This is a genomic window from Saccharopolyspora cebuensis, assembly GCF_039542665.1.
GTDB lineage: Bacteria > Actinomycetota > Actinomycetes > Mycobacteriales > Pseudonocardiaceae > Saccharopolyspora > Saccharopolyspora cebuensis.
Genome location: NZ_BAABII010000018.1, coordinates 149,921 through 170,278, shown reverse-complemented (window position 1 = coordinate 170,278; position 20,358 = coordinate 149,921). Strand labels below are relative to the sequence as shown.

The following is a 20,358-nucleotide window of genomic DNA, read 5'->3' as shown; positions in this document are numbered from 1 at the left end:
TCTAATGACCGGATGCGCGAACCGGCTTCTGGTCAGCAGTTCGAGATCACCGCGGGCGCCGCGCGGGCCGTCATCACCGAGGTCGGCGCGGCGCTGCGCGAGTTCGAGGTCGACGGCGTCCCGTTCGCCGAGCCCTACGCCGCGGACCGCCGCCCGCCCGCGAGCGCGGGCGCGGTGCTGGCCCCGTGGCCGAATCGGGTCGCCGGGGGCCGCTGGGTGCTCGACGGCGAGCCGCAGCAGCTCGCGCTGACCGAGCCGGCGCGCGGCAACGCCCTGCACGGCCTGCTCTGCCACGTGCCGTGGCAGGTCGAGGAGCGCACCGCGGCGTCGGTGCGGCTGCGGGCCCCGGTCGCGTCCCAGCCCGGCTGGCCGGTGCCGCTGGTGGTCGCGGTCGAGTACGCGGTGTCCGGCGAGGACCTGCGGGTGACCCACGAGGTCCGCAACGCGGGTGACCGGACGACCCCCTTCGGCGTCGGCGCGCACCCGTTCCCGCGCGCCGGGACGGCGGCCACCGACGACTGCACGCTGCGGCTCGCCGCGAGCAGCGTGCTGCCGCTGGACGCCGACACGCTGCTGCCCGCCCGGCCCCCGCGCTCGCTGGCGGGGGACGAGCTGGACTTCCGCACCGGCCGACCGCTGGCCGGGGTGTGGCTGGACACCGCCTTCGGCGGGGCGGCCCCGGCGCCCGGTGACGACCGCGTCCGGCACGCCCTCACCGCCCCCGACGGCACCGCGGTCGAGCTGTGGGCCGACCCGGTGTTCGGCTGGGTGCAGGTCTACACCGCCGACGACTTCCCGGGGCGCGGGCGCGCGGTCGCGGTGGAGCCGATGACCTGCCCGCCGGACGCGCTCAACTCCGGCATCGACCTGCTGCACGTCGAGCCGGGCGAGACTTGGACCGGGAGCTGGGGCCTGCGGGCCCGGTGAGCGCGGGTCAGCGGACCTGGACCGTCGCGGTCAGCGGCAGGTCGAGGACCGAGGTGCCCGCCGACAGGACGTATTCGCCGCGTTCCCAGCGCCAGCCGGCGTCCCAGTGGGCGAAGGCGCGGCCGGGGATCGCGACCTCGGCGGTGACCTCCTCGCCGGGAGCGGCCGTCACGGCGGCGAAGCCGACCAGCCACCGCACCGGCCGGTCCACGGCCGAACCGGGCCGCGCGGCGTAGACCTGCACGACCTGCTTGCCGGTGCGCTCGCCGGTGTTGCGCAGCGCGACCCGGGCGGTGAGGCCGTCCCCGGCTGCCACCTCCCCGGGCAGCTCGCAGCCGGTGAGCTCCCACGTCGTGTAGCCCAGGCCGAAGCCGAACGGGTAGGCCGGTTCCGCCCCGGCGCGCAGCCACGCCCGGTAGCCCAGGTGGATGCCCTCGTCGTAGCGCACCACGCCGTCCTCCGGCGTCACCGACAGCACCGGCACGTCGGCCGCCGCGGCGGGCCAGGTGGTCGGCAGCCGGCCGCCGGGTTCGGCGGCGCCGCTGAGCACGTCGCCCAGCGCGTTGCCGAACTCCTGGCCGCCGAACCAGGACAGCAGCACGGCGGCGGCTTCGTCCCGCCAGGGCAGCTCCACCGGAGCCCCGGAGTTGACCACCGCGACGGTGCGCGGGTTGGCGGCCAGCACCGCGCGGGCCAGCTCGTCCTGCCGTCCCGGCAGCCGGAGGTCGGTCCGGTCGAAGCCCTCGCTCTCGACCCGGCTGTGGGTGCCGACCACCAGCACCACCGCGTCGGCCTCGGCGGCCAGCTCCGCGGCCTCGGCGATCAGCCCCTCGGGATCGTCGTCGGCCGGGGCGGTGCCGAAGGCGAAGGTGAGCACGCCGGGCAGCGCGTCGGGGCCGCGGTCGTGTTCGATCTCGATCCGCAGCGGCTCGCCCGCGACCAGCTCGACGGGTGCGGTGGCGCTGGGCGGGGCGAGGAACGCGGCCCCGAGCTGCTGGTCCGCGGCGACCTCGGCGCGCTCGTCGAGCAGCACGGCGCCGTCGACCCGCAACGCGGTGCGGCCGACCGCGGCGAACCCGAGGTGCACGACGCCGGAGGTGGTGGGCGTCCACGTCGTCGACGCCCGCAGCCGCGCGGTCCGGTCGATCGCGGAGTCGCCGCCCAGCCACACGTACTCGGTGGCGAAGCGCTCCTCCGCGCGGATCTCGGCGCCCGCCTCGTCGAGCAGCGACAGGTGCACCCCGGGTTCGCCGGTGACCGGGTTGGTCAGCTCCGCGACCGGGATCGCGCCGACGCCCTGCTGCACCACCGCGCCGAGCGCGTGGTCGACCCGCGCGTCCGGGAACGCCGCCCGGACGCCCTCCAGCGGGGAGACGACCCGGTCGGGCACCACGGTCGCGCTGCCGCCGCCCTGGGTGCGGGCCTGGGTCGCGCCGTGCCCGATGACGGCGATGCGCCGCACCGGACCCAGCGGCAGCAGGCCGGTGTTGCGCACCAGCACGGTGCCCGCGACGGCGGCGGACCGGACGAACTCCCGCGCCCGCTCCGGCCCCACCGGCTCGGCGGCCGGGGCCTCGTGCCCGTCGAGGGCGCCGACCCGCGCGGCCAGCCGCAGGATCCGCTCCACCTTGCGGTCCACCGCGGCCTCGGGCACCTCCCCGGCGCGCACCGCGTCCACCAGCCGCTGCCCCCACGGGCCGGACGGCCCCGGCATGACCAGGTCCTGCGCGGCGCGGGCGCTGTCCAGCGAGCGCACGGCGGTCCAGTCGCTGACCACCACGCCGTCGAAGCCCCACTCCTCGTTGAGCGGTGCGGTGAGCAGGTCGTGCTCGGTGGCGGTGGTGCCGTTGATCGAGTTGTAGGCGCTCATCACCGCCCACGCCCTGGACTCGACGACGGCCTTCTCGAAGGCGAGCAGGTAGAGCTCGCGCAGCGCCCGGTCGTCGACCCGCACGTCGACGGTGAACCGGTCGGTCTCGAAGTCGTTGGCCACGTAGTGCTTCGGGGTGGCGGCGACCCCGTTGTCCTGGAGCCCGGTGACCACGGCGGCGGCGAGGTCGGCGGTGAGCACCGGGTCCTCGCTGAACGCCTCGAAGTGCCGCCCGCCCAGCGGTGAGCGGTGCAGGTTGATGGTGGGCCCCAGCACCACGTCCACGCCCTTGCGCCGGGCCTCCGCCGCCGCGACGGCGCCCCAGGCATGGGCCAGCTCCCGGTCCCAGGCCGCGGCCAGCGCGGTCGCCGACGGCAGGTTCAGCGAGGGCTCGCGCTCGTCCCACCGCGGGCCGCGCACGCCGACCGGACCGTCCGACAGGACCACGCCGCGCAGCCCGATCGACTCGATCGGCACCGTGCTCCAGAAGTCCTGCCCGGTGAGCAGCTCGACCTTGCGCTCCAGGTCGAGGCGGTCGACGAGGTCGGCGAACGTGCCTGCCATGCGGTCCTCCGGCGATCGGCGCGGCCCCGCTGCCGCGCGGTGGCCGGAACTCTAACACCGAATTCTGACCTCTGGTAGAAATTCGTCGGGCGCTAGCATGACCCGCATGGCAGGCAGGGGTCCGTACGCCAAGACGGCGGCCACCCGCGAGCAGGCCCTCGACGCGGCGCTGCGGATCATCGCCGAGCGCGGGTTGTCCGGGACGACGGTGCAGGAGATCGCCGATGCCGTCGGCATGACCAAGGCCGGGCTGCTCTACCACTTCGGGTCGCGGGAGGCGCTGCTCACCGCCGTGCTCGCCCGCCGCGAGGGGATCGAGGTCCTCGGCGGCGAGCACGGCGTCCTCGACGGCTTCGTCGCAGCGCTCCGGGCCAACACCTCGGTCCCCGGCCTGGTGGCGCTGTACTCGGTGCTGGCGGGCTCGGCGGGCTCGGCCGACGCCGACAGCGAGCAGCGCCGGTACTTCGCCGCGCGCTACCCGCTGCTGCGCCGGGTGCTGGCCGCGGAGATCGAGCGGGAGCAGCGGGCGGGCGGCATCCCGGCCGAGCGCGACCCGGCCGCGCTGGCGAGCCTGTTCATCGCGGCCGCCGACGGCCTGCAGAACCAGTGGCTGCTGGACCCGGACATCGACGTGGCCGCGCACCTGGAGCTCCTGGCCGACCTCGTCCGCACCTGACCTCACGTTCGGGTTAGTGAGGGGGCACGGTTTGCGTGGCGGTGCGGGTGGCGGAACCTCAGCGGTCTTCTCGCTGCGCCGATCGCCTCCTGATGTACCAACGACGTACACGGCGTCGGCGCTGTCCTCGCGAGAAGACCGCTGAGCGGTCACGTCCGAGCACGGGCCGCGGTGCAAGCTGCGTGCCCCACCGCATGCGGCTCCGCCGCATCCCGAAAGGACCCCACCCGGACGTGACAGGAGTGAGGGGCACCCTTGTCCGAGTTACTTGGGCAAGGGTGCCCCTCACCTCGTTCAAGTTCACCCGGTGGTGGCGGTTCAGCGGTGGCCGAGGACCTGGTGGGTCGCCTGGCGCAGCGCGGCGACGTGCGGGTGGTCGCGCTTCGACGGGAGCCAGGCCAGGGCCATGCTCCACGGCGGGACGTCGGCCACCTCGACGTAGACGGCGCCGGGTCGCGGGTAGAGCTGCTCGGCGATCGCCGGCGGGAGCTGGATGCCCTCGCCGCGCACGATGGCCAGCAGCGAGCTCTCGTAGTCGACGGCCTGGTGCGAGCTGTAGCGGACGGGGCTGCCGTCGGGGCGGGGGTCGCAGGCCCAGTAGTTCCGGTACACCTCGGGAACGCGCGGCGACCAGCCGATGTGGGTGTGGTCGGCGAGGTCGGCCAGGGTGATGACCTCCCGGTCGGCGAGCGGGTCGGTCACGCTCAGCACCGCGCAGCGCGGGCCGCTGTCCACCGCGACGTACTGGACCCCCTCGGGCACGGGCAGGATCAGGAAGGCGGCGTCGACCAGACCTTCGAGCAGCACGGTGGCGATGTCGAAACCGGCCCGCTGGATCTGCACGTTCACGCCCGGCAGGCGGTGGCGCAGCGCGTCGAGGATCGACGAGGCGGGCTCGATCGAGGTGAGGGCGTCGAGGGAGCCGACCACGAGGTCGCCCACTCCCGCCGCGGCGGCGTGCTGGGCGCGGGCGCGCAGTTCCGCGGTGGCCTCCACCACGGCCCGGGCCGGTTCGCGCAGGTCCTGGCCGGCCGGGGTGAGGGTGACCGCGCGGGTGGTGCGGTCGACGAGCTGGACGCCGAGGTTGCGCTCCAGCGTCCTGATGTGCCGGGAGAGCGCGGGCTGCGAGATGTAGCCGCGGCGCGCGGCGCGGCCGAAGTGCAGTTCCTCGGCCAGCAGCAGGAACATCCTGAGCTGCTGGATGCTCGGCTCGGTGGTGTCCCCGACGCGGATCCCTCCGGCGGCATTCATGACGTGGAAATTATCAATCGCGCTCGACGGGGAATCAACCAGCGCTTCCGGTGCCGCGCTCACCGGTGGAAGACTCGTCCGCGCGCCCGCGGTGGACGACGCCGACGGGGCGCGCGGACCTCCCGGTCGTGCGGGCGCGGATCGCCGGACCCGATCGGGCAGGAGGAGGAACCGATGCGAGGCGTCAGCCGAGCCGTCGTGGTGGGGGCCGCGGCGCTCGCGATGTCCGGCGCCGGGTTCGCGTCGGCCCGCCCCGGTTCGCAGGTGCGGGAATCGCCGGCGTGTCGGCCGGGCGAGGGCGAAGGGTTGGAGCCGCCGCCCGCCTGAGCGGCTTCGCGGACGGGCTCCGGCGTTCGCCCGGGAGCGCTGGGCCGACCGGCGCTTCCCGCTGCGCCGGCATCGACTGGGGGTGGTGCCGGCGCAGCGGGAGGTCAGGACTTGGCCAGGTGCCTGCCGATGAGCATCCGCTGGATCTGGTTGGTGCCCTCGAAGATCTGCAGCACCTTGGCCTCGCGCATGAACCGCTCGGCGGGGAAGTCGCGGGTGTAGCCGGCCCCGCCGAGCACCTGGACGGCGTCGGTGGTGACCTTCATCGCGGCGTCGGTCGCCGCGAGCTTGGCCACCGAGGCCTGGAAGCCGAAGGAGCGTCCGGCGTCGCGGCGGCGCGCCCCGTCGAGGTAGGCGGTGCGCGCGGTGTGCACGGCGGTGGCCATGTCGGCGAGCAGGAACTCCAGCCCCTGGAACTCGATGATCGGCTTGCCGAACTGGGTGCGCTGCTTGGCGTACTCGACGGCGAGGTCCAGCGCCGCCTGGGCGAGGCCGACGGCGCAGGCGGCGATGCCGAGGCGACCGGAGTCCAGCGCGGACAGCGCGATCTTCAGCCCGTCGCCCTCGGCGCCGATCAGCCGGTCGGTGGGCACCCGCGCGTCGACGAAGCGCAGCTCGGTGGTCGGCGAACCGGTCAGGCCCATCTTGCGCTCCGGCGGCGCCGCCGCCAGGCCCGAGGTGGTGCCGTCGACGAGCAGGCAGCTGATGCCGCGGGCACCGTCGTCGGAGGTGCGCGCCATCAGCGTGTAGAAGTCGGCCACGCCACCGTGGGTGATCCACGTCTTGGTCCCGTTGACCAGGTAGGCGTCCTCCTCCCGGGTGGCCCGGGTGCTCAGCGCCGCCGCGTCCGAGCCCGCGTGCGCCTCGGACAGCGCGTAGCCGCCGAGCAGCCGACCGCTGATGAGCTCCGGCAGCCACCGCTCGCGCTGCTCCTCGGTGCCGAAGGCGGCCAGCGGGTAGCAGGCCATCGTGTGCACCGACAGCCCGACGCCGACGGTCATCCAGGCGCTGCTGAGCTCCTCCAGCACCTGCAGGTAGACCTCGAACGGCTGGTCGCCGCCGCCGAAGCGCTCCGGGTAGGGCAGCCCGAGGAAGCCGGTCTCGCCGAGCAGGGCGAACACGTCGCGCGGGAACTTCTCCGCCGCCTCGTCCTCGGCCGCCCGGTCGGCCAGTTCGCCGCGGGCGATGTCCCTCGTCAGGGCCAGCAGGTCGGCGGCTTCCGGGGTCGGCGGCATGCGGTCTGCGGGCATGGTGCGGCGGCTCCTCGGTACTCTCATCGGTACTGCGGGACGGCTCAGAGTACCGGTCGGGTGGTCGGCCGGGAACCCACCGAAGGGGTGTCCCCCGTTGTGGCAAGCTCGGGCGGTGACCAACCCCGACCACCCGAGCGCGCCCCGAGCGGTGCGCGCCCGGCGGGCCGAGCTGCTCGACCGGCTCCGCGACCTCTTCCTCGCCGAGGGGTTCGCGCACTTCACGCTGGGCGAGCTCGCCGCCCGGCTGCACTGCTCCAAGTCGACGCTCTACACCCTGGCGGCCAGCAAGGAGCAGCTCGCCGTGCGGGTGGTGGCGCACTACTTCCGCTGCGCCACCGAGGAGATCGAGGGTGCCATCGCCGAGGTCGACGCGCCGGCCGCCCGGATCCGGATCTACCTGGAAGCCGCCGCGGCCGCGCTGCGCCCGGCCTCCCGCCAGTTCATCGACGACATGGCGGCCAACCCGGCCACCCGCGCCACCTACGAGGCCAACGCGCACGCCGCGGCCGACCGCATCCGCGGCTTCATCGGCGCCGGCGTCCGCCAAGGCGCCTTCCGCGAGGTCCACGCGGCGCTGGTCGCCGAGATGGTCGGCCGCACCATCGCCGGCATCCAGCGCGGCGAGATCGGCGCCCGCACCGGGCTGTCCGACGCGGCGGCGTTCGAAGCGCTGTCGCGGTTCCTGATCGGCGGGCTCACCGCCGGCCAACCGGAGGAGGAGCAGCAGTGATCGTCATCGGCGGCGAAGCGCTCGTCGACCTCGTGCCCGCGTCCACAGCGGACGGTCCGCTCGCGCCGCTGCACCCGCGGCTCGGCGGTGGCCCGTACAACGTGGCGATCACCTTGGGGCGGCAGGGGATTCCGGTCGGGTTCCACGGCCGGATCTCCACCGACCCGCTGGGCGAGGCGCTGCTGGACCGGCTCACCGAGTCCGCTGTGGACACCGAGCTGGTGCAGCGCGGACCGGAGCCGACCACCCTCGCGGTGGTGGGCCTGGCCGCCGACGGCGGCGCCCGCTACAGCTTCCACACCCGGGACACCGCCGCCCCGCTGGTCCGGCCCGCCGAACTGCCCGCGCACTGCACCGCGCTGTGCCTGGGCACCCTCGGGCTGGTCCTGGAGCCCGGCGCGACCGTCTACGAGCAGGCGCTGTTCCGCGCCGCCGAGCAGGGCCGGTTCACCGCCCTGGACCCCAACGTCCGGGCGGGCATGATCGCCGACCCCGACGCCTACCGGGCCCGGTTCGAGTCCTGGTTGCCCGCCGTCGACCTGCTCAAGCTCTCCGAGGAGGACGCGCGCTGGCTCAGCCCGGACGAGCCCGTGGTGGACGCGGTGCGCCGGTGGCGGGACGCCGGACCGCGCGCGGTGGTGCTCACCCGGGGCGGCGACGGGCTGCTCGTGCTGGCGGGGGAGGAGCCGGTGCGCGTGCCCGCGCCCGCCACCGCCGTGGCCGACACCATCGGCGCGGGCGACACCGTGCAGGGCTCGCTGCTGGCCTGGCTGCACCGGGAAGGCGCGCTGGACGCCGACGCGCTCACCGGGCTCGACTGGCACCGCGCCCTGCGGCACGCCGCGGCGGCCGCCGCCATCACCGTGTCGCGCCCCGGGGCCGAGCCGCCCTGGTCCGCCGAACTCGCCCCCGGCGGGTGAAGGTGCCCCGCACTCCGGGAAAGACCACCTGGACAGGTGCTTGACGACACCCTGTGATCTGAGCCGCGCCGCTGCATCCGGTGGCGGCCGAGCGCTGGTCACGTTGACGGTGCTCGGTGGCTCCGGAGAGTGGATTGCGGCCCCGCCGGAGCGCCCCGTTGTGATGTGATCGTGGTCCCACCTGCCAAAAAGGCGAAACGCGGTTGCTGCGCGAGGCACCCCCAGCGGTCTAGCGTGACTACTGACAGGACCCCAACGGGGTGGTGCTGCGGCGGGTCGGACACCCCGGCCAGCGCACGAGCGACCATCATGGCCCGGCCCGCGGTCGGTGCGCCCAGCTCGTCGCCCGGCAGCGCTATCCCGATGAGCGCGAGAGGTTCCCGAATGCCCGACGACGTGACCGCCAAACGTACCGTCGCGCTGCGCTATGACGCCGGCGAGCACGAAATGCAGGTGAAGGAGCCCACCGAGGGCGCCCCTGGTGTGGACCTGGGCAAGCTGCTTTCCCAGACCGGTTTGGTGACGTTGGACCCGGGCTTCGTCAATACGGCGGCCTGCGAGTCCGACATCACCTACATCGACGGTGACGCCGGCATCCTCCGCTACCGCGGCTACCCGATCGAACAGCTCGCCGAGAAGTCCAACTTCATCGAGGTCAGCTACCTGCTGATCTACGGCGAGCTGCCCACCCAGCAGCAGTACGCCGAGTTCGCCGAGCGCATCAAGCGGCACACCCTGCTGCACGAGGACCTCAAGCAGTTCTTCGACGGCTTCCCGCGCGACGCGCACCCGATGCCGGTGCTGTCCTCCGCGGTCTCCGCGCTGTCCACCTTCTACCAGGACAGCCTGAACCCGTTCGACAAGGACCAGGTGGAGCTGTCCACCGCCCGGCTGCTGGCCAAGCTGCCCACCATCGCCGCCTACGCCTACAAGAAGTCCGTCGGGCAGCCGTTCCTCTACCCGGACAACTCCCTGGGCCTGGTGGAGAACTTCCTCCGGATGACCTTCGGGTTCCCCGCCGAGCCCTACGAGGTCGACCCGGTGATGGCCCGCGCCCTCGACCAGCTGTTCATCCTGCACGCCGACCACGAGCAGAACTGCTCGACCTCGACGGTGCGGATGGTCGGCTCGTCCGAGGCGAACCTGTTCGCCAGCATCTCGGCGGGCATCAACGCCCTGTTCGGTCCCCTGCACGGCGGGGCCAACAGCGCGGTGCTGGAGATGCTGGAGGGCATCAAGGCCAACGGCGGCGACGTCGACTCGTTCGTCAACCGGGTCAAGAACAAGGAGCCCGGCGTCCGCCTGATGGGCTTCGGCCACCGGGTCTACAAGAACTACGACCCGCGCGCCGCCATCATCAAGAAGACCGCCGACGAGGTCCTCACCCGGCTCGGCTCCAACGACCCGCTGCTCGACATCGCGCTGCGGCTGGAGGAGAAGGCGCTGGCCGACGACTACTTCGTCGACCGCAAGCTCTACCCGAACGTCGACTTCTACACCGGCCTCATCTACAAGGCGATGGGCTTCCCGACCAAGTTCTTCACGGTGCTGTTCGCGCTCGGCCGGCTGCCCGGCTGGATCGCGCACTGGCGCGAAATGCTGGAGGACCCGGCCCGGAAGATCTCCCGTCCGCGCCAGGTCTACACCGGCTCGGGCGAGCGGGCCTACGCCCCGATCACCGAGCGCTGAGGCCGCGAACCGCGCAAGCCTGACAGCCGCGTACACCTGACAGCCGCGAACACCTGATAGCCGCGTACAGCAGGGCGGTGCCGACCGGCACCGCCCTCGTCCGGCTCCACACCCCACCCGTCCGGGTGAGGACGGAACTGAGTGAGGGGCACCCTTGCCCAAGTTACTTGGGCAAGGGTGCCCCTCACTCATGCCTCGAACGGGTGGTCAGCTGGTGCGGAGGGCGTCCCGGAGGTTGACCCGGGCGCCGGTGCGCAGGATGGCGTTGGCGTAGATCCGGCCGCCGATGGCCAGCACCCCGGCCGTACCGACGACGGACAGCACCAGCGCCAGCAGGACCTGCCAGGTCGTCGCCACGCCGAGCGCGATGCGCATCGGCATCAGCATCGACGAGAAGCCCGGGACCAGCGACAACCACGTCCCGATGGTGCTGTCCGGATCGCCGGGCAGGATCGCGACGCCGACCACGAAGGGCGCGACCAGCAGGATCATCACCGGGCCGGTCACGCTCTGCAGGTCCTCCTGCCGGGACACCAGCGAGGCCGCCGCGCCGACCAGGGCGGAGAACAGCGCGTAGCCCAGCAGGAACCAGACCAGCGCCCACACCAGGGTCCCGGCGACGGCCGAGCTGGGCAGGGTGAGCACGCCGGAGAACGCCGCGACGGCCCCGCCCGCGCCGCCGATGATGACGAGCTGGAGCAGGTTGGTGAGGCCGATGCCCAGCACCTTGCCGGTGAGGAGCTGGACGGGCCGGATCGTCGACAGCAGCAGCTCGACGACGCGGCTGGACTTCTCCTCGACGACGCCCTGGGAGACCATCGTGACGGCCATGATCAGGAACATGTAGAGCAGCACCCCGGCGGCCATCGCCAGCGCGAGCCGTTCGCCGCGGTGCGGATCGGCCTCCTCCAGGCTGGTCACGGTCACCGCCGAGGCCGCGACGGCGGCCTGCACCTGGGCGGGATCGGCACCGGCGCGGAGCAGTTCGGCGTCCAGCGCCCGCTGCTGGGCGTAGGCGTCCAGCGCGGCGCGCACCGCGCCGTCCGGTTCCTCCTCGACGACCAGCCGCAGCGCGTCCGGCGTGCCGGTGACCAGCGCGTCGAGGTCGCCCTCGCGGACCAGGCGCTCCCCGCTCCGCTCGTCGACGATGCCGATCTCGAGGGAACCGCCGAGGGCCGCGCTGCTGCGCTCCAGCGGCTGCTCGACGGCGCTCGCCGACGGGGTGAGGCCGACGGTCGTGGAACCGGCCTGCGAGCCGATGAACGTCATCAGCCCGACGTAACCGCCGATGATGGCGAGGGTGGCCACGATGCCGAGCACGAACGCCCGGGTCCGCACCCGGGTGCTGATCTCGCGCTTGGCCACCAACCAGATCGGGTTCATGCGGCGGGCTCCTCGGTGACGACGTTGCGGAAGAGTTCGGTGAGGGCGGGCCGGTGCCGGGTGAACTCCCGCACCGGTCCGGTGGCCAGGGCGGCGTGCAGCACCGACTGGTCGTCGGTGCCGGGCTCCAGCCGCAGCGTGGTGCGGGTGCCGTCGGTGGCCAGCGCGGTGACGCCGGGCAGCGCATCGGCCCAGCCGGGTGCGGCGTCGGGGGCGTCGACGATCAGCGTCACCGGACCGCTGTCGCGCAGTTCGGCGACGGTGCCGCTGGCCACGAGCTCACCCGCGCGGACGATGCCGACCCGGTCGCAGAGCCGCTGCACCAGGTCGAGCTGGTGGCTGGAGAAGACCACCGGCACGCCCGCGTCGCACTTCTCCCGCAGCACGCCGCTCATCACGTCCACCGCCACCGGGTCCAGCCCGGAGAACGGCTCGTCGAGCACCAGCACGTCCGGGTCGTGCACCAGCGCGGCGGCGAGCTGCACGCGCTGCTGGTTGCCGAGGCTGAGCTTCTCGACGGCGTCGCGGCGGCGCTGGGCGATGCCGAGCCGTTCGGTCCAGCGCTGGGCGGCGGCGCGGGCGTCCCGGTGACTCATGCCGTGCAGCTCGCCCAGGTAGGCGAGCTGCTCGTCGACCTTCATCTTCGGGTAGAGCCCGCGCTCCTCGGGCATGTAGCCGATCCGGCGGCGCAGTCGCAGGTCCAGCGGAGCGCCGCCGAAGCGGACCTCGCCGGAGTCGGCCGCCAGCACCCCCAGGGCGATGCGCATCGTGGTGGTCTTGCCCGCGCCGTTGCTGCCGACGAAACCGAACATCTCGCCCGCGTCCACGGTGAACGACATCTCGCGCAGCGCGACGACGTCCCCGTAGCGCTTGGAGATCCGGTCGATCTCCAACCCGCTGGTTCCCACACTCGCTCCTTCGGTCCGATTCGGCGCCATTGTGCCTGGTCAGAACCGGCGGATGGGGCGAACGCGAAAAAGTGTCCGATTCGCCACCGTCCGTGGTGGAGCGTGCCCGGTCAGTCGTCGTCGTGCAGGTCGTCGGTGTCGATGTCGTGCGGGTCGACGTCCTCGGTGTCGGGGCCGTCCGAATCGCACACCCCGAGCTCCGGACCTTCCAGGCCGAAGTCGGTGACCCGGTCGTCCGGACCGAACGCGAAGCGGTACTCGTTGGCGTGGTGGCCGGGCACGTCGGCCTCGTGGACGAACCCGGTCGGACCTTCCGGTTCCAGGTCGGGGTAGGTGGCGCGGACCTCGGCGAGGGTGGACCCGTACCCGATGCCCCCGGGCGTGCGGATGCGGTCGGTGCCGCCGATCATCACCACGCCGAGCCGCGGGTCGATGAACACGCCGCTGCCCGGGTTGGCCTGGCCTTCCTCGGAGCGCAGCCGGTAGAAGACGCAGTCCCCGGGCTGCTGCCGGTCCACAAGCAACCCGGTGGCCACCGCCTGCTGCTCGCTCTGCCCGAGCTGCAGCGTCCGGTACCCCTCCGGACCGAGCTCCGCGCCGCCGACCGCCCCCGCCGTCGCCGTCCCGCCGAGCGCCACGACCGCCGCGAAGGCGCCCACCGCGCCGAAAGTCCGTCGCACCATCGATCCCCCCGTCTCCGCGCGGCGCCCCCTGCGCCGCGCAGTCGATGCTGCCCGCGGCCGGGGGTGAACGCATCTCCTAGCGGCGGCTACCCCGCGAGCACCCCGTGCAGGGCGCGTTCGACGAGCGCGGTCACCGCGGGCCGGGCGGCGTCCCGGCGGGTGGGGTCGAGGCCGATCCTGCTGCGCCGGTCCAGCACGTCCTCGGCGTCCAGCGCGGCTTCGTGCCGCACCGCCCACAGCACCTCGGCGGCGGTGAGCGCGACGTCCGGGGCGACGCGCTCGGCCAGGTCCGGGTCGAGTTCGGCCAGCGAGGCCACCCGCGCCGCCTCGGTGCCGTACTTCGCGACCAGCCGCGGGTCGGCGGGCACCTCGGCCAGGTGGCGGCGCTCGGTCGCGCCGACCAGCGCGATGGCGGTGGTGCGGGACGGTCCGGCGGGCAGCGCGGCGGCCCGCACGGCGGCGTCCACGGCTTCGGCCGCGGCCTTGCGGTAGGTGGTCAGCTCCGCGTCGAGCACGGTGACCACCCGGTCGGGCGAAGTCCGCACCACCGGTCCGGGGCCGGGGTGGTCGGCGGGGCGGGCGACGAGCCCGGCGAAGGTCCCGAGCACGTGCTCGCGGCCGACCGGGCGGGACAGCACCGCGCTGATCGCGGCGAGCAGGTCGTCCACATCGGACTCCGGGAGGACCGGGGCGCCGGTGGCCGGGCCTTCCGCGCTGCTGAGCAGGGCGGTGCCGTCCGGTCGCGGGACCAGCAGCAGGCCGCCGGGCGCGACCAGGCCGGTCCCGGCGAGCCCGGCGGCGTCGGCGTCGAGCAGCAGGTGGCCGCTGCGGCGGGTGGTGAGCCGCAGGTCCTCGGCGAGCCGGTCGGCCCAGGCGCCGGCGGCGTTGATCACCGAGCGGGCCCGCACCCGCAGCGCTTCGCCGGTGCGCTCGTCGACGGCGTCGGCCCCCTCGGCGTCGACCGACCGCACCCGCACCCGGGTGAGCACCCGCGCGCCGAACGCCGCCGCGGTGCGGGCCAGCGCGACGACCAGCCGCGCGTCGTCGACCAGTTGGCCGGTGAAGCCGAGCAGCGCGGCGCGCAGGTCCGCGGTGCGCAGGCCGGGGACCAGGGCGAGCGCTTCGGCGGTCGGGATGCGCCGCGGCGGGGGCACCACGTCGGCTGGGGTGCGCGCGGCGCGACGCAGCGCGTCGTCGGCGTGCAGGGCCGCGGTGCGCAGCGCCTCGGTGCGCCGCGAGGTCTCCGCCGGGACCGGGGTCAGCAGCGGCAGCGTCCGGGTCAGGTGCGGCGCGGTGCGGGTCATCAGGACGTGGCGCTCGACCGCGCGGTCCCGGGCGTGCCGCAGGTCGGCGGGGACGCGGGCGGCGGAGGTCCCGGCGGCGGGCAGCCCGCCGCCGAGCAGCTTGCCGGACCAGCGCGACGATCCCCAGGCCAGGTCCTCGGCCTCCAGCAGCACCACCGACAGCCCGCGCGCCGCGGCGTCCAGCGCCGCACCGGTGCCGACCAGACCACCGCCGACGACCAGCACGTCGACCGCATCGTCGGCCACTGTGGACAGCTCGGTGGCGCGACGCGCGGCGTTCAGCGAGGTGGCGCGCAGCGACCCGGCGGGCAGCGGCGTGGTGCTCACCGCGGTCGGCTTTGCTTCGGCAGGTGGGACCGCATGTCCCCACACTACTGCCGCGCAGCCGGTGCGGGCATCCGTCGCGCGCCGCGCCGCGGGCGACCCGATGTGCTGATCAGGCCGGCTCGGGAACGGCCAGTGCGGTGACCGACCGGTACTCGAACCCCAGTCCCCGGTACAGCCGCAGCGCCGGGGCGTTGTCGGCGTCGGCCATCAGCGCCACGTCGCCGTGCCGGGCCAGCTCCCGGACCAGGAACGTGCAGACCATTGTGGACAGATGCTGGCCGCGGCTCGCCGGATGGGTCGCCACGCCCGCGAGGAAGCGCAGGCCCGGGGCGGGCCAGGCGTCGGCGCCCACCGACAGCAGCGTCCCGTCCGCGCCGCGCACCCCGGCCCAGCGCACCGCGCCGGGATCGTCCGGGAACAGGTACGAGCGGGGGTTGGCGGTGCGCAGCAGGGCGGTCACCTCCGCGGCGGACCCGGCGGGCAGCCAGCCCACGCCGACGGGGACATCGGCCGGGGCGGGAGCGCGCAGGTCCATCCAGCCGAAGGTGCCCCGCACCGGCAGCTCCAGCCGGTCGGCCACCCGGTGCGCCAGGGCGGTCGAGGCGATCGGTCGCCACCGGCCGGGACCGAGCCCCGGCAGCAGCCCGGCCAGCAGCCGGGTCGCGTCGTCGGCGGGCCCGGTGAACAGCAGCCGGTCCGCCCGGTTGAGCCCGGGCGCCAGCACGGCCACCGCCGCGCCCGAGCACCACGCGGACCCGCGGGCGTGCGGGTGCTCGGGCGTGAGCGCCTGGGCTCCCCAGCGGAGCAGGGGGTCCTCGGTCGCGTCGGCCACGGCGGCGGGGGTCGGCAACTCGCGCATGCCCCGATCATCGGCGTCGGCGGCGCCGGGACCGGCATCGGGCCGACACCGGGCCGGGCGGCGCGCAGGTGAACGGCGGGTGTCGACGCGGAATCGCGTAGTTCCGGAATCAAAAAAGGCGTCCGGATTTGCGCTGATCAATTCCCCGGTCGAGTGATCGAGAACCGCGAATTTCAGCCTATCCTGGTCTTATGGCCGGAGATGTCGAGCACCATTCCCCGCAGGCCCGGCTGCTCGGTGCTGAACTGCGCCAGCTCCGCACCGAAGCCGGGTTCACCGTTCGCGCGCTCTCCGCGGTCATCGGGCTGGGCCCCGCCGCGGTATCCCGCTACGAAACGGGCATCCGAACGCCGTCCGAGGAAATCCTCGGTCGGCTGCTCACCGCGCTGAGCATCGATTCCCGCCGATACGACGAGCTGATGGCGCTGGGGCGCCGGGCGCTGGGCGCCCACACCGCCGAATCCCGTTCCGGCCCCCGCAAGCACCTGCTCAACATCGCGGCCTTCGAACGGGCCGCCGACCGCATCGTGCACGTCGCGCCGCTCGTGGTGCCCGGACCGCTCCAGACCAGGGAGTACGCCGACGAGGTGATGTCCATCGTGTCCGGCGACGAGCGCGAGGTCCGGGTCGAGCTGCGGATGGCGCGCGGCGCGGCGGTGCTCTCCAGCGGACGGCTGGAGGCGATCATCGCCGAACGGGTGCTCGCCGAAGGGCTCGGCGGCCCCGCCGTGATGCGCGGGCAGATCCGGCACCTGATCGACGTCGCGCGCGGCGGGGAGGTCCGCGTCCGGCTGATCCCGCGCGGCGGCCAGCGGTGGACGCTGGCGCACAACGGATCGTTCGTCCTCTTCGAATTCGAGAAGGCGGCGCCGATCGTGCACCTGGAGCACTACCGGGGCCCCGCGTTCCTCTACGACCAGAAGGACGTCGAGGCCTATCGCAAAGCGCTCGTCAACATGGACGGAACGGCCCTGCAGCCGGAGGAATCGGTGGAGCTCATGGAGGGCATCGCCGAGCAGTGGGAGAGGAGCCACGCATCGTGAGAGAACCGGAACCGGTCTGGCACAAGTCGAGCCGCTCGAACCCGAACGACTCCTGCGTGGAGGTCGGCCGCCTCGGGGACCGCACCGCCGTGCGCGACAGCAAGGACCACGGGGCCGGGCATCTCGCGCTTTCCGATGAGCAGTGGGAAAAATTCCTCAAAGCCGTCTGTGATGATCGTTTCCGGTTGTAGCAGCCAACCGGCGAAGCCGAAGCCGCCCACGCACGCGCCGAACCCGGCCACCGTCAGGCAAGCGGCGAAAGCCGCTTCCGCTTTGCCCCACCCTCGCAGCTTGCACCGCAGCGGGTTCTCAGCGGCCTTCTCGCGAGGACAGCCGCGACGCTGTGTACGCGCTTGTACATGAGGAGCGGCTCCCGGAGCGAGAAGGCCGCTGAGGTTCCGCACCCGCACCGCTCCGCAACCGACTCGGTGGTCGGTTCCGGGGTCAGCGTCGGTTGCGGCGGGAGAAGCGGGAGGTCTTGCCCAGGGCTTCGTGCAGGCCGAGGAACGCGAGCTGGACCATGCGCACCGACTCCTCGCCCGGCGCGGCGGGGGCGTCGCGGTCCGGTGCGGGCATCCCCTCGCCGCGGAACCAGCGTTCGTCCCAGAGCGCTTCCATCGCGGCGTTCCACCGCTTGCGCACCTCGGCGACGACCTCGTCGCGGTGCGCCTCGGACTCCTCGATGCGCTGCCTGCCCTGGGCCACGACCTCGCCGAGCTCGACGGCCTTGACCTGCTCGTGGCGGCGCTGGAACTTGCCCGCGGCGGTGGCCAGCGCGGTCAGCTCCTTGTAGCGGGCGGCGGCGGACTGCTCAGCCATCGGTCGCCTCCTGCGCTGCCGCCAGGTCGAACGGCAGGATCACTTCGGGACGGGAATGCGTCGCGCGGTCGAAGAACAGCCCGCGGCGGGCGCGCGGCGACCAGCTCACGACCTGCCCGGCGGCGAACGGGGACAGCTCGGAGCCGTGCACGTCGAAGGCGACCCACGCGCCGATGTCGTCGACCGGCCCCATCCCGACGCTGGTCTTGACCCGCTGGGCGCTGCGCCACCAGCCGAGGACGTGCACGCCGAGCTCCGGGCCCTGCTTGAGCGCGGTCCGCAGGTGGTCCATCCCGCTGGGCTGCCCCGGTCCGGGCTTGTCCTCCAGCACGGTGTGCGCCGCGTCGGCGGCGTAGAGCAGCAGGTAGTGCGGTCGCGGCGCGGTCCGGGCGCGCACGGTGGCGGCGAGGTCGGCCAGCGCGGCGGCGATGCCGTCCATCCCGATCAGCGCGACGTGGTGCCCGGCGGCGCGCAGCGCCTCGGCGGTGGCGGTGGCATCGGCCGCGGCGTCGTCGAGCAGCCCGGCCACGGTGAACTCGGCGTCGCCGGGGGCGTGCTGGCGGGCCAGGGACAGCGCGGCGGCGCCGAGCACGCTGGTGGCGTCCTCGCGCACCGAGCCGATCACCGCGAGGTTGCGCCCCGGCGACTGCGGCAGCCGCACCGCCGCCGCGGTCCCGGCGACGTCGATGACCTGCCCCAGCAGCACCCGGGGGGCGCGGGCCGGGGCGCGCAGCGCGGTGAAGTCGGCGAGCTCGGAGAGCACCGGCAGGTGCGAGCCGTCGAACAGGCGCGGTGGTGCGGCGCCGGGTTCGCGCTGTTCCCAGAGCTTGCGCTGGAGCACGTCGAGGGTGTCGCGGGCGGTCGCGTCGGGGACGCGGGCGATCTCGTTGCCGTGCTTGACACCCGATTCGTGGTTGACCACGGCGTGCCAGCGCGGCAGCTCCAGCGCGGCCTGGTTGGTCTCGGCCAGCACCCGCCGCGCCTTGGGCAGCGCGATCCGGAGGATGAACTGCTCGAAGATGGCGGGCTTGCCCCAGAACGCCTCGATGCCCGAGACGTCCTGGCTGGCCAGCACCAGGTGGATGCCCTGCGACCGGCCGCGCCGGGCGACGTCCTCCAGCAGCGTGGTGGCCTGCGCGGACACGGCGTCGCGTTCGGCGAACAGGTACTGGAACTCGTCGATGACCGCGACGATCCGGGGCCAGCGCCCGTCGGGGTCCTCGGCGCGCAGCTCCTCCAGCTTGGTGACCTCGTGCTCCTTGGCGATGTCGGCGCGCCGGCGCATCTCGGCGGACAGGAACCGCAGCAGCGCCAGGCCGAACTCGCGGTCGGCGTTGACGTTGACCCCGACGAGCTGGGCGTGCGGCAGCCAGGTCGGGTCGCGGCGGCCCGGGGTGAACTGGGCGAAGGACACGCCTTCCTTGAAGTCGAGCAGGTACAGCTCCAGCTCGTCGGGCGAGTACCGGGCGGCGAGGCTGCCCAGCATCCCGTAGAGGAAGTTCGTCTTGCCGGAGCCGCTGGGGCCGCCGATGAGGGTGTGCGGGCTGGCGTCGCCGAGGCCGATCCACACCGGCTCGCCTTCGGCGAAGCCGACCGGCGCGTGCAGCCCGGCCGTCGAGCGCTGCGTCCACAACCGGTCGGGCACCAGGTCGGCGAAGGTGCGGACCCGGGCGCGCCGGGCCTCGAAGACCTCCGCGATCGCCGAGGACGCCTTGCTGATCTCGGGCCCGGGCGGCGCGTCGTCCAGCCGGACCAGCGCGTCCGGGCCGGTCGTGCTGGCGCGGGCGTGCTCGCCGTCGAGCAGCGTGATGGATTCGACGGCGCTGTTCACCGTCATCGTCAGGTCCACCGCGATGAGCTGGATGCCGCAGGCCAGGCCGTTGCGGGCGATCCGCTGGAGCTGCTGCTGCTGTTCCTCCCGCAGCGCCTCGCCGTTGCCGAGCAGCACCGCGATCCGCCACGGTTCGCTGCGGTGCCCGGTCTCGGCGGCCAGCGACCGCAGCGAGGTGTGCCCGCCCAGCAGTGACCCGGTGTGGATGCGCCGGATGTGGTCGGACAGCACTTCCAGCATCTCGTCGAGCCGGGTCGGGTCGTGCACGGTGAGCAGGCCGGCGCCGGTGAGCGGGTAGAGCCCGGGGAAGGTGCCGGTGAGCTGCGCGACGTCCCAGACGTGGACCCGGACCATGCCGGGCTGGAAGTGGCTGAGCAGCCGCAGCAGCAGGTTCTGCACCAGGGTCTCGGCGACGTCGGCGGAGGCGCCGCCGGTGCTGATCCGCAGGTGCGACTCGTCGAGCAGCGGGACGGCGGCGGGGAACGGGCGCGCGGCGGGGGCGTCGGGCACGGTCGCGGTGCCGATCCGCCACAGCCCGGGCGGGGTCTGCGCGGAGCCGACCCGACCGAGCCAGTCCGGCCACGGCTCGCCCGCCGAGCCGGGGGCTTCGGCGTCGACGAGCGCGCCGATCCCGTCCGGGCCCCGTTCGGTCCACTCGGCGTAGTTCTCCTCGCGTTCCCGCAGCGCGGTGTTCAGCGCGGCGCGGAACGCCGGGTCGTCGGGCCGCTCGGTGACCTGCGCCGGATCGCGCCGCACCGCGGCCACCCCGTGCTGGGCGATCCGCAGCGCGAACTCCTGCTCGGCGCGATCGGCGACGACGCGGGCGTGCTCGTTCTCGGCGGCACCGAGCGCGGCGGCGATGCTCGTGCGCAGGCGGTCGAAGGCTGCCTCGATGCGGACCCGCCGCTCGTTGCGTTTGCGCACACCTCACCTCGGGGACTTTTCGTCACGGACCGTGAGCAAAGTACCACCAGGAGATCGTCCGAGCAGTCCG

18 protein-coding genes are annotated in these 20,358 nt (G+C 74.0%); 8 read left to right on the top strand and 10 right to left on the bottom strand.

Translation table 11 applies throughout. The annotated features are described in order from the left end of the window. Positions 1 to 12: 12 nt before the first annotated feature. On the top strand, positions 13 to 927 hold the full coding sequence (locus ABD976_RS25070; RefSeq protein WP_345367381.1) for an aldose 1-epimerase family protein: 915 nt from the start codon (positions 13 to 15) through the stop codon (positions 925 to 927). Positions 928 to 934: 7 nt separating this feature from the next. Here the strand turns inward: ABD976_RS25070 and ABD976_RS25065 are convergent, their stop codons facing one another. Then, positions 935 to 3,361 (bottom strand): beta-glucosidase family protein, encoded by a 2,427-nt coding sequence (locus ABD976_RS25065; protein WP_345367379.1) that lies wholly within the window; start codon positions 3,359 to 3,361, stop codon positions 935 to 937. Between the two features lie 106 nt (positions 3,362 to 3,467). Between ABD976_RS25065 and ABD976_RS25060 the strand changes: the two genes are divergently transcribed. Continuing rightward, positions 3,468 to 4,037, top strand: a complete 570-nt coding sequence (locus tag ABD976_RS25060; RefSeq protein ID WP_345367377.1) for a TetR/AcrR family transcriptional regulator — start codon at positions 3,468 to 3,470, stop codon at positions 4,035 to 4,037. Positions 4,038 to 4,355: 318 nt separating this feature from the next. Here ABD976_RS25060 and ABD976_RS25055 read toward each other — a convergent pair whose 3' ends face one another. Next, complete coding sequence (locus tag ABD976_RS25055) at positions 4,356 to 5,288, bottom strand: LysR family transcriptional regulator (RefSeq protein ID WP_345367375.1); 933 nt, start codon at positions 5,286 to 5,288, stop codon at positions 4,356 to 4,358. 174 nt (positions 5,289 to 5,462) lie between these two features. Here ABD976_RS25055 and ABD976_RS25050 point away from each other — a divergent pair, with 174 nt between their 5' ends. After that, a complete protein-coding gene (locus ABD976_RS25050) occupies positions 5,463 to 5,615 on the top strand; it encodes a hypothetical protein (RefSeq protein ID WP_345367373.1) in 153 nt (50 codons plus the stop codon). 104 nt (positions 5,616 to 5,719) lie between these two features. Here ABD976_RS25050 and ABD976_RS25045 read toward each other — a convergent pair whose 3' ends face one another. After that, positions 5,720 to 6,865: an acyl-CoA dehydrogenase family protein gene (locus tag ABD976_RS25045; protein WP_345367371.1), complete on the bottom strand. Its 1,146-nt coding sequence runs from the start codon at positions 6,863 to 6,865 to the stop codon at positions 5,720 to 5,722. Between the two features lie 115 nt (positions 6,866 to 6,980). Here ABD976_RS25045 and ABD976_RS25040 point away from each other — a divergent pair, with 115 nt between their 5' ends. From ABD976_RS25040 to ABD976_RS25030, 3 genes are all read left to right on the top strand, one after another. Next, positions 6,981 to 7,598, top strand: coding sequence for a TetR/AcrR family transcriptional regulator (locus ABD976_RS25040; protein WP_345367369.1), 618 nt, complete (start codon positions 6,981 to 6,983; stop codon positions 7,596 to 7,598). Beyond that, positions 7,595 to 8,518, top strand: a complete 924-nt coding sequence (locus tag ABD976_RS25035) for a carbohydrate kinase family protein (protein ID WP_345367367.1) — start codon at positions 7,595 to 7,597, stop codon at positions 8,516 to 8,518. Before ABD976_RS25040 ends, ABD976_RS25035 begins: the two co-directional genes overlap by 4 nt. Positions 8,519 to 8,902: 384 nt before the next feature. Beyond that, complete coding sequence (locus ABD976_RS25030) at positions 8,903 to 10,207, top strand: citrate synthase (RefSeq protein ID WP_345367365.1); 1,305 nt, start codon at positions 8,903 to 8,905, stop codon at positions 10,205 to 10,207. 207 nt (positions 10,208 to 10,414) lie between these two features. Here ABD976_RS25030 and ABD976_RS25025 read toward each other — a convergent pair whose 3' ends face one another. The 5 genes from ABD976_RS25025 to ABD976_RS25005 form a co-directional block, all read right to left on the bottom strand. Beyond that, positions 10,415 to 11,590, bottom strand: coding sequence for an ABC transporter permease (locus ABD976_RS25025; RefSeq protein WP_345367363.1), 1,176 nt, complete (start codon positions 11,588 to 11,590; stop codon positions 10,415 to 10,417). After that, a complete protein-coding gene (locus tag ABD976_RS25020; protein ID WP_369774892.1) occupies positions 11,587 to 12,429 on the bottom strand; it encodes an ABC transporter ATP-binding protein in 843 nt (280 codons plus the stop codon). The genes ABD976_RS25025 and ABD976_RS25020 overlap by 4 nt, the downstream gene beginning before the upstream one ends. Positions 12,430 to 12,608: 179 nt before the next feature. Continuing rightward, positions 12,609 to 13,181, bottom strand: a complete 573-nt coding sequence (locus ABD976_RS25015; RefSeq protein WP_345367359.1) for a hypothetical protein — start codon at positions 13,179 to 13,181, stop codon at positions 12,609 to 12,611. A gap of 86 nt (positions 13,182 to 13,267) precedes the next feature. Further along, complete coding sequence (locus ABD976_RS25010) at positions 13,268 to 14,812, bottom strand: glycerol-3-phosphate dehydrogenase/oxidase (protein ID WP_345367357.1); 1,545 nt, start codon at positions 14,810 to 14,812, stop codon at positions 13,268 to 13,270. Between the two features lie 109 nt (positions 14,813 to 14,921). Next, complete coding sequence (locus tag ABD976_RS25005; RefSeq protein ID WP_345367355.1) at positions 14,922 to 15,671, bottom strand: GNAT family N-acetyltransferase; 750 nt, start codon at positions 15,669 to 15,671, stop codon at positions 14,922 to 14,924. Positions 15,672 to 15,862: 191 nt separating this feature from the next. Here ABD976_RS25005 and ABD976_RS25000 point away from each other — a divergent pair, with 191 nt between their 5' ends. Both ABD976_RS25000 and ABD976_RS24995 read left to right on the top strand, forming a co-directional pair. Continuing rightward, positions 15,863 to 16,714, top strand: coding sequence for a helix-turn-helix domain-containing protein (locus tag ABD976_RS25000; protein WP_345367353.1), 852 nt, complete (start codon positions 15,863 to 15,865; stop codon positions 16,712 to 16,714). Then, positions 16,711 to 16,905, top strand: a complete 195-nt coding sequence (locus tag ABD976_RS24995) for a DUF397 domain-containing protein (protein ID WP_345367351.1) — start codon at positions 16,711 to 16,713, stop codon at positions 16,903 to 16,905. The genes ABD976_RS25000 and ABD976_RS24995 overlap by 4 nt, the downstream gene beginning before the upstream one ends. A gap of 253 nt (positions 16,906 to 17,158) precedes the next feature. Here the strand turns inward: ABD976_RS24995 and ABD976_RS24990 are convergent, their stop codons facing one another. Together ABD976_RS24990 and ABD976_RS24985 are read right to left on the bottom strand one after the other, a co-directional pair. Further along, on the bottom strand, positions 17,159 to 17,533 hold the full coding sequence (locus ABD976_RS24990) for a hypothetical protein (RefSeq protein WP_345367349.1): 375 nt from the start codon (positions 17,531 to 17,533) through the stop codon (positions 17,159 to 17,161). Further along, positions 17,526 to 20,288, bottom strand: coding sequence for an FtsK/SpoIIIE domain-containing protein (locus tag ABD976_RS24985; RefSeq protein WP_345367347.1), 2,763 nt, complete (start codon positions 20,286 to 20,288; stop codon positions 17,526 to 17,528). Before ABD976_RS24985 ends, ABD976_RS24990 begins: the two co-directional genes overlap by 8 nt. Positions 20,289 to 20,358: the final 70 nt, after the last annotated feature.

Coding starts and splice junctions, on each gene's coding strand:
- ABD976_RS25070 (WP_345367381.1), top strand. CDS start 13: ATGCGCGAACCGGCTTCTGGTCAGCAGTTCGAGATCACCGCGGGCGCC.
- ABD976_RS25065 (WP_345367379.1), bottom strand. CDS start 3,361: ATGGCAGGCACGTTCGCCGACCTCGTCGACCGCCTCGACCTGGAGCGC.
- ABD976_RS25060 (WP_345367377.1), top strand. CDS start 3,468: ATGGCAGGCAGGGGTCCGTACGCCAAGACGGCGGCCACCCGCGAGCAG.
- ABD976_RS25055 (WP_345367375.1), bottom strand. CDS start 5,288: ATGAATGCCGCCGGAGGGATCCGCGTCGGGGACACCACCGAGCCGAGC.
- ABD976_RS25050 (WP_345367373.1), top strand. CDS start 5,463: ATGCGAGGCGTCAGCCGAGCCGTCGTGGTGGGGGCCGCGGCGCTCGCG.
- ABD976_RS25045 (WP_345367371.1), bottom strand. CDS start 6,865: ATGCCCGCAGACCGCATGCCGCCGACCCCGGAAGCCGCCGACCTGCTG.
- ABD976_RS25030 (WP_345367365.1), top strand. CDS start 8,903: ATGCCCGACGACGTGACCGCCAAACGTACCGTCGCGCTGCGCTATGAC.
- ABD976_RS25025 (WP_345367363.1), bottom strand. CDS start 11,590: ATGAACCCGATCTGGTTGGTGGCCAAGCGCGAGATCAGCACCCGGGTG.
- ABD976_RS25020 (WP_369774892.1), bottom strand. CDS start 12,429: ATGTCGTTCACCGTGGACGCGGGCGAGATGTTCGGTTTCGTCGGCAGC.
- ABD976_RS25015 (WP_345367359.1), bottom strand. CDS start 13,181: ATGGTGCGACGGACTTTCGGCGCGGTGGGCGCCTTCGCGGCGGTCGTG.
- ABD976_RS25005 (WP_345367355.1), bottom strand. CDS start 15,671: ATGCGCGAGTTGCCGACCCCCGCCGCCGTGGCCGACGCGACCGAGGAC.
- ABD976_RS25000 (WP_345367353.1), top strand. CDS start 15,863: ATGGCCGGAGATGTCGAGCACCATTCCCCGCAGGCCCGGCTGCTCGGT.
- ABD976_RS24990 (WP_345367349.1), bottom strand. CDS start 17,533: ATGGCTGAGCAGTCCGCCGCCGCCCGCTACAAGGAGCTGACCGCGCTG.